The following is a 7552-nucleotide window of genomic DNA, read 5'->3' on the forward strand; positions in this document are numbered from 1 at the left end:
CCATACATCCTAGCAATTTCTAAAAAATTCTCCTGCCCAACAATCTCAAATAAAACTTCTAACTTATCACCAACATCTTTTATTTCTAACTTCATAAAATACCCTCCTATAAAAATTTCATCAACCTTAATTCTTAATATAATCTTACTTATTAAAAAACAAAATTTCCAAGAAAATATTTTCTATATCTTCGTATTCACTCAGATACATAAGTTGTACACCTATGTTATAACTACATATCCATAACCCCTAGTACTATATAAATATAAGCAAGACAAACTTGCTAAAAAAATTAAAAGGGGGAATTTAAAAATGGCAGTAATACCAACAAAAAATCCATCAAGCTTGAAAATGAGATTCGACTGTGGAAAGGACGAAAATGGAAAAACAATAGTAAAAAGTAGAACATACTCAAAAGTAAGACCAGATGCAACAGATGAAAAAGTATACATAGTTGCAGATGCAATGGCATCACTACAAGAACACATATTAATAGAAGTAGCAAAAATAGACAACACAACAATATCAGCATAAAATTCGCTTCAATCATAGCACCAATGATATAGTATTTAAATAAATATATAAAATAAAAGGAGACTAAAAACCATGGAAATAAAAACAAAATTATTAATGACTTTTAAAACTTCAAGTGATAAAAAGGTATCTATATCAATAGATAACCCAAGACCTGATGTAACAGAATCAGAAATCTTAGCTGTTATGAACCTTATCATAGCAAATGATATATTTGCACCAGAAGGATCTGCACTAACAGAATTAGTTGAAGCAAAAATAGTACAAACAGATACTACAGAATTTGACTTAGCAGTATAAAAATAGCCTATGGATTCAAGTTTACAAACTCTAATAGCTAACGTAGGATTTCCAATAGCCATATCAATGTATCTATTGATAAGAATAGAAGGAAAGCTAGCAAGCTTAACAGATAGTATAAACGAACTATCCAAAAATATCCTACATATAAAGTAACCAAAAAAGGAACTGATTTTTATCAGTTCCTTTTCAAATACCCCTTATTATAACTCTGCTACTTTTTCTAATTCTATTTCTTGTTTATGTTTTCCAGCAACTAAAAATATTCCTACTAACATAACAACACTAGCTAAAGCAAATGGAATATTACTTGAAAAGGCATGTCCTATAACTCCTGATAATACTGGTGCTATAGCAGCTCCAAGCCAACGTACAAAATTATATGCACCCGAAGTAATTCCTCTTTCGTAAGGTGATACCTCCATAACATGACTTGTAAATAAAGCATTGTTTAATCCTGAAACTAAACCACTTAAAACTACCAGTGCAATTCTTATTTCTAAACTATTAGTAAAATATAAACCTCCTAGAAAAATCATAAATATAACTAAACTCCAAGGTAATATAACTGAAGGCTGAAATTTTTTCTCTAAACGATGAGAAAGAACTGCTGAACCATACGCAAGCATCAATCCCCATCCAAAAAACACAAAACCTAATTTAATAGGCGATAATTTTATAACAAGTGGTGAATATGCTAATATTACAAAAAATCCATAAAAATAACACATTGAGGCCATCGCTACTTTAATAAACGGTGGAAACTTAATTAAGTTTATAAGTTCTTTTCCACCTATAGCCTTCCTTTTTGTTTTTACTTCTGGTTGGTAAACCAAGAATTTAACTAATATGAAAGCAATAAAAATAAGACAACTAGTTGCTATAAAAGGATATCTCCAAGAATAACCACCTAATATTCCTCCTAGTAAAGGTCCTCCTGCCATTCCAAGTCCTATTGCAGCTTCATATAATCCTATTGCACGATTTGCATCATCACTAAATGCAATTAATAACATCATCGCTGTTGCAAAAAACATAGAGTTTCCAAATCCCCATCCTGCACGGAAAATAGACAGTTGTGAAATTCCATTTGAAACAGCACATAACAAAGAAAATATCGTTACTATTCCAAGTCCAATACACATCATTTTTTTATCTCCTAATTTAGTAGCTAAAATTCCTGATGGAATCATCATAATCGCCATAGTTAAAATATAAGCTGTAAAAAGCATCTCGATTTGCCAATGACTTGCCCCTATATGTTTTGCAATTGTAGGTAATATTGGATCTACAACTCCAATTCCCATAAATGCTAAAAATGTAGCAAATACAGTAATATATCTTGATCTAACTTTTTTATTTGAGATTTTACTCATACGATCCTCCATTTTTCTTATTTTATATTTATTTAGACCTATAACAATGCTAGATATTATAACACCATAGAAAGTTTTAAATAAAAATATTCAATGATATGTCATTAATTGATATATCAATCATTTTTCCAAAAAATTTTAATAAAATATTAAAGGAAAAGTTAAGAGCTATTAGTTAATAGAAATATCTTATCATTATTACTTAAGAAAAATTTATTACATTTTCTCTTAACTTTACACTACGAATTTTTAACTTTCTATATATGTTATATTAATTGAAGGTTACTCTAAATTTGAATTTAACTTTTTTAATAAGTATTGAAGTTGTTCTACTTCTTCATTACTAAATTGCACCACATTTTCTTCTGCATTTTTAATTATTACTGGTAATATATCATCATATAATTTATGTCCTTTATCAGTAATATAAATTAGATATTCTCGTCTATCAGTAAGTGATTTTTGTCTTTCAATCAATTCTTTTTTTTCAAGTATATCAAGAATTCTTGTAAGTGCCGCTCTATCTTTCAAACATTTTTCTGCTAATTCCTTTTGGTTATATCCTTCTTTCATATGTAGTGTCATTAAAACACTCCATTGCTCTGCAGTAATTGCAAATTGCTTAAGTTTTCTATGCAACTTGTTTTTCATTAATACTCTTGCTTGGTATATATGCCATCCAATACTCTCGTTAAAATCATAATCCATCTTAATGCCTCCTATATATCTCTAACATTGCTAAAAATACATCCATTATTATATTAATAAATAATTGATATATCAACTAATTCATTATACTGATAAGTAATTGATATGTCAACTATATAATAATCTTAATTTTTTAATACATCTTTATCCATACTCTACCTTTTCTATTTCCTACATATTAACCTATTAGTTATAATATTTTAAAGTTTATTTTAATTCACAAAAAACCTCCTTTATTTATGGTACGGTTCTCCGTAACTACTCCAACGTAGCACGTTTTAAATTATAATTTTTATTCTATAAGTTTAATCTATTCCATAATAAGTTTATACTTTGTTACTCTTTAACTTATTAATTAAATCATTTTCCAAAATATCTAAGAATTTAAATGCTATTATTTTTTCTTCCTTACTAAGCTCAGAAAATATTCTAGAATCTTTTCTGATACTTTCTTCATGTATTAATTTATGCTTATTAAAAATATCATTTCCTATCGTTGTCAGCTTAAAATATTTTTCTTTTTTATTTTCATATAATTTATAATCTTGAATATACCCTTCATTTATTAGTCTCTTAGTTATTTTTGTTGCTCCACCTCTTGTTATATTTAAGAAGTTAGCTATATCAGTAAGTTTAGGATTACTGTTGTTTCCTATAAAATCAATTGAGTGAACCTCATTTATGTTCAGTCCATTATACATATCTTGAAAATTAACTTTATTAAACAACTCAAATAATTCTACAATTTCTATAGTTTTTTTTAATAGTTTATCATTATTCATATTACTCCTCCATAAAATAAATTAAAACTCTTGTAGCTAATCCTGTTACAATAGGATTGTTTATCCATATAGTATACACACTTATTTCTTTTTCATAATAAGTAACTTGAGATAAGTCCAAATTTTCAACTACATAAACATTATTATTTTCGCATTTTATATCAGCTTCAAAGTGTTCCTTTCCTCTTCTTATTCCTGCACAATCGATACCTATAAAATGAACTTTTTTATTTATTAGATAGTCTATTAACTCCAAGCTTAACTGATGATGATTCTTTATATAAATATCACTTCCATAAGGATATTTTTCTCCTATATTAGTCTTAAAAATAATGAAATCACCATTATTAATTTCTTTACCTTGTATACACTCCATACATATCTCTTCATCTAATCTATAATTACTGCAATCTATTATTACACCTCTTGATTTAATATAGTTTTCTGGTATTTCACTTTTGTTATAAACATCTATATGAGTTCCTATATGACCTGCTGAAATCAACTTATTTTCTTGAGATTTCAACCAATTCCATACATTATTAGTTCTTTCTAATTTAAGACTTATATCTATCATAATATGCCCCCCTTTGTTTCCAAGTTAACAATATTTTATTATATTTTTGTTTCCTAGTCAACATTATTGCATTGTTTTTTTATATGAAAGTAGCCCTAATCACTTAATTTAAATGATTAAGGCTACTTTTATCCATTACTTGTGATACGGTTCATTGCTACTTATACTAAACAAAAAAGATATTACTTTTATACCAATACCTTTTTATGAATTTCAATAGTAGAGACAATCACATACCCCTAACCACATTCCTAACCTGAGTAATACTAATCCCAAACATTCTAACAAGTTCCTCATAATTGTATCCATCATAACATATTTCTAAAAAAATTAGTCAACTGGATAAAATTCACGTTCAATAACTATATCATCAACTGATGTAATTAAAATTCTTTCAGGTGTTTCTATTCCATGTTCTCTAGTAATATCATATTCATAATAGAATAAAGGATTAGTATCATAGATATAATCCTCCCATTCTATACCTGTCAATCTGCTTATTTCATTTATTGTAACTTGATATCTCTTTAAATTCAAAAATTTTGAACCATCTTTATCAAACCAAAAAGGGTCTTGTTTCATAAGAAATGCTCTAGATTGTAATTTATGATTTTTATCAACAAAAAAAATTATTTTCCAAAAGGCAGAAGGAATTTTTGCATTTCCTAAGCAACGATCATTTTTTGTATATAAAGGACCTGTGAATACATTTAATTTATCATTATTATCTTCTGAAAAATTTAAAATATAATCTTCTAATGCCAACCATTCATCTTGATTAAAATTTTCATGTTGTATGGAAGCATTGGCAAAACAAAAAGAATCATAATTAGCTTGTTTTGCTATTTCTCTATCACCCCAATTAATTGCTAACCTCCTAACCAAATGCCCACGATCCCATTCATCAGCATAATCAAGTTCTTTATATACTTCATCGCCCACTTGATTCTCTCTTCCTATACGTTCATCAAACCACCATCTTCTTCTTTTTAATCCATATTTTCTTGTGCTTTGATCTATATTATGTGCAGTGTATATAGCACATTTTGTTTCTTCATTCATTACAAGAGAATAGTGTGTAAAACCATATACTTTACCGTTATTTAAAGCACTGTCTTTTGTTTCATTAACAAGTTTAGGTAACTTGATAAGAAAATCTTGGCCAAGAAAATCTTCTTTATATTCCATAAAAAACGCTCCTATTTAAATTTATTTTAAATTTGGCAAGTGATTTTAAAAGTATTAAAATATTTCCAATATAGATTACAATTTAGCTTGACTTAATTAAGTTTAAAATAACTTTTTTGATACTTTATAATAAAGTTTTTTATTGAACAAAATTTAAATAAACTTTACGCGGTACAATATCTCCCGGATGTTCTATATAGAAATTTGCCCATGTTGGATTGGCATCATGCATTGTCTTTAAAATATCTAACATTCGTTCAAAAATAAAAGATATATCAGCATCTTTTGAAGTTGCTTCTACAACAGCTGCAGCAACTACGTGAGCTGCATATACTCCTGAAGCATAAGTAATTGGCAATGGAGTTGTGGTACTTAAGTAAGATCTTAACTGATTGGCAATATTTTCGTCATCATCATACCAATTTTGAATCTGATCTAATTGATGATTTTCTAGACTCTTCAACTTTGTACGCATTATTGTAGATGCAACAATTCTGGCAGATTCACGTGCCTCCTCAACGCTTACTACTGTTCCCGCCAAGCGAATAGTTGAAAGATCTTTATTAGTTTCATCTTCAATAATTTGTGCCCACTCCTTTGCACCTTTGAAATTAAGTAATCTTACTGCAGAAGCAGCCAAATAGCCTCTTATAATGTCTGCTGGATGATAATCATTTTGAGGACCAATATTTCTAAGTACTGGCTTTCCTGTAAAAGCATAATTTAAGCCACGAAAATAACCAATCAACCCTATTCCCGCTGCTGGTCCTATATTAAGTATTCCTAAAACATCAGAAGCAGTTTCATCAATTCTAGAAGCCCAATATTCAGGTAAGCCACTTCCTATATTTTGTTCTGTTAGAGCATTCCAAACAGCATATTTTAGTTCTGTTAAAAGTCCAGTATCAGCATGCAAAATATCATGACCTACAGTTTCATGAGCTAGCGCAGCCCAAGCAAGTAGACCATATTTAGCATTAGCTGGTGGAAGATTTACAATCGCTGTCTCTACCTCTAAAATCGAAGTAGCCCCTATTGTCCATGTATATGGACCATGTAAAGGATTGCCCCACTTAACAAGAGGAGCAATGACACTCTTATCTGGTGGTTTTACATTTTTTCTATCTTCTGCACTTATAAAACCATCAATTAAATCGCAAACAACTTCTTGAAAAGCATCTGTAGCCTTTTTGTTATATCCTTCACCATTCTGTAGAATAGCATGAGCAATATCAAAAATTAAACCACCCAATCTCTCTTTCCTTGGATCAAGTGCAAGTATCTTATCAAACTCTTCTTTTCCAATCTTTTCAAGATTATTAATATACGGATCAAACACTGCCTTACGATAAAGAGGAGGAAGTGTTTGTTCGCAAGCTTTTAATCTTTTTAATAGTTGATTATAATCAGTGGGATCTGTCGGACCACTATCACTGTCTAAAGTTGCGTCTTTTACATCCTGTATACAATTTTGAAGATTGCTAATATCAGGTTTGGATATTAACTCTCTTTCTATCTCAGATTGTGATTCTATTACAAACTCTCTTTTATCCATAATCATACCTCCAATAATAAACTGAAAAGCTGTTTACTTTGTTCTTTATTTTACCCTGTAGTAGTTTTTCAATATTGATTGAAAATTATTCTAGTAAAATATTAGAGCAAACACTATATATGGCTTTAACGGTTCACTATTTATAATTCTAAATTTACAAAAACTGAAAACGACGGTACTGGATTTTCCAATACCGTCGCCAATTTCAATGGTGAAGACGAGCCTCATCTAACCACATTCCTAACCTGAGTAACACTAATCCCAAATCTCCTAGCAAGTTCCTCATAATTGTATCCATCATATAACTTCCTAATCTCCCTATTCCTACTAGGTCTTAATAAACTCTTCTTACCCGGGAAATACAAACACTCACCACCAAACTTTTCACAAAACTCAACAAACAAATCTATCCCCATAAAATGTGCCACAGCCACCAAGTCATCACCAATATCCTCTAACCTAAAATCCTCATACACAAATACCCCTCCTAATAAACAACCTCTTCAAAATGAAGCCTTGGGCCATTATACCA

At 29.4% G+C, this 7552-nt stretch carries 10 protein-coding genes; 3 read left to right on the forward strand and 7 right to left on the reverse strand.

Annotated features, from left to right (window positions below; translation table 11 throughout):
• The first annotated feature begins 312 nt into the window (after window positions 1-312).
• The 3 genes from VLM92_RS01155 (at window position 313) to VLM92_RS01165 (ending at window position 990) form a co-directional block, all read left to right on the forward strand.
• Complete coding sequence (locus VLM92_RS01155) at window positions 313-534, forward strand: DUF1659 domain-containing protein (RefSeq protein ID WP_325274519.1); 222 nt, start codon at window positions 313-315, stop codon at window positions 532-534.
• A gap of 72 nt (window positions 535-606) precedes the next feature.
• Complete coding sequence (locus VLM92_RS01160; RefSeq protein WP_325274520.1) at window positions 607-834, forward strand: DUF2922 domain-containing protein; 228 nt, start codon at window positions 607-609, stop codon at window positions 832-834.
• A gap of 9 nt (window positions 835-843) precedes the next feature.
• Window positions 844-990, forward strand: coding sequence for a YvrJ family protein (locus tag VLM92_RS01165; protein WP_325274521.1), 147 nt, complete (start codon window positions 844-846; stop codon window positions 988-990).
• Between the two features lie 47 nt (window positions 991-1037).
• On the opposite strand, the gene VLM92_RS01170 is transcribed toward VLM92_RS01165, so the two are convergent.
• From VLM92_RS01170 to VLM92_RS01200, 7 genes are all read right to left on the reverse strand, one after another.
• Complete coding sequence (locus VLM92_RS01170; protein ID WP_325274522.1) at window positions 1038-2210, reverse strand: MFS transporter; 1173 nt, start codon at window positions 2208-2210, stop codon at window positions 1038-1040.
• 282 nt (window positions 2211-2492) lie between these two features.
• Entirely contained in the window at window positions 2493-2918 is a 426-nt protein-coding gene (locus VLM92_RS01175; protein ID WP_325274523.1) for a MarR family transcriptional regulator, read from the reverse strand.
• A 326-nt stretch (window positions 2919-3244) separates the two neighbouring features.
• Complete coding sequence (locus VLM92_RS01180; RefSeq protein ID WP_325274524.1) at window positions 3245-3700, reverse strand: MarR family transcriptional regulator; 456 nt, start codon at window positions 3698-3700, stop codon at window positions 3245-3247.
• 1 nt (window position 3701) lies between these two features.
• Window positions 3702-4277 (reverse strand): cyclase family protein, encoded by a 576-nt coding sequence (locus tag VLM92_RS01185; protein WP_325274525.1) that lies wholly within the window; start codon window positions 4275-4277, stop codon window positions 3702-3704.
• Between the two features lie 330 nt (window positions 4278-4607).
• Window positions 4608-5465, reverse strand: a complete 858-nt coding sequence (locus VLM92_RS01190) for a DNA/RNA non-specific endonuclease (RefSeq protein WP_325274526.1) — start codon at window positions 5463-5465, stop codon at window positions 4608-4610.
• Window positions 5466-5604: 139 nt separating this feature from the next.
• Window positions 5605-7020: a hypothetical protein gene (locus tag VLM92_RS01195; protein ID WP_325274527.1), complete on the reverse strand. Its 1416-nt coding sequence runs from the start codon at window positions 7018-7020 to the stop codon at window positions 5605-5607.
• A 224-nt stretch (window positions 7021-7244) separates the two neighbouring features.
• On the reverse strand, window positions 7245-7496 hold the full coding sequence (locus VLM92_RS01200) for a Mor transcription activator family protein (RefSeq protein ID WP_325274528.1): 252 nt from the start codon (window positions 7494-7496) through the stop codon (window positions 7245-7247).
• Window positions 7497-7552: the final 56 nt, after the last annotated feature.

It is taken from the genome of Romboutsia sp. (genome assembly GCF_035470145.1).
In the GTDB taxonomy this organism is placed as follows: domain Bacteria; phylum Bacillota; class Clostridia; order Peptostreptococcales; family Peptostreptococcaceae; genus Romboutsia_D.